Annotated in this window: 2 tRNA genes; both read right to left on the reverse strand. The window is 43.0% G+C overall.

What is annotated here, in order from left to right:
• Window positions 1–27: 27 nt before the first annotated feature.
• Window positions 28–103: transfer RNA gene (locus AAZR93_RS21630), tRNA-Ala, on the reverse strand.
• A 158-nt stretch (window positions 104–261) separates the two neighbouring features.
• Window positions 262–338, reverse strand: a tRNA-Ile gene (locus AAZR93_RS21635).
• Window positions 339–388 lie beyond the last annotated feature (50 nt).

Raw genomic sequence — 388 nt, forward strand, 5'->3', positions numbered from 1 at the left:
CTATTCTGAATAATCAGAAAAAATTTATGGTGGAGCTAAGCGGGATCGAACCGCTGACCTCCTGCGTGCAAGGCAGGCGCTCTCCCAGCTGAGCTATAGCCCCATAAAGGTTTTCGATATCAATAATTGATAATAAAGGATTATTTTTTATTATCTGCATGTGAATGCTCAAATTTACCAATTTGATTTAATCTAGGCGTGGAGGAGTGAAGTTTACTTTTGGGTAAACGAACTCATCCGCAACAACGAGTAAAACAAATTTGGTAGGCCTGAGTGGACTTGAACCACCGACCTCACCCTTATCAGGGGTGCGCTCTAACCACCTGAGCTACAAGCCTATTGATACCGCTACTTCTATTTCATCAGACAATCTGTGTGGACACGTCAC

This window comes from Providencia sp. Je.9.19, assembly GCF_051129765.1.
Classification (GTDB): domain Bacteria; phylum Pseudomonadota; class Gammaproteobacteria; order Enterobacterales; family Enterobacteriaceae; genus Providencia.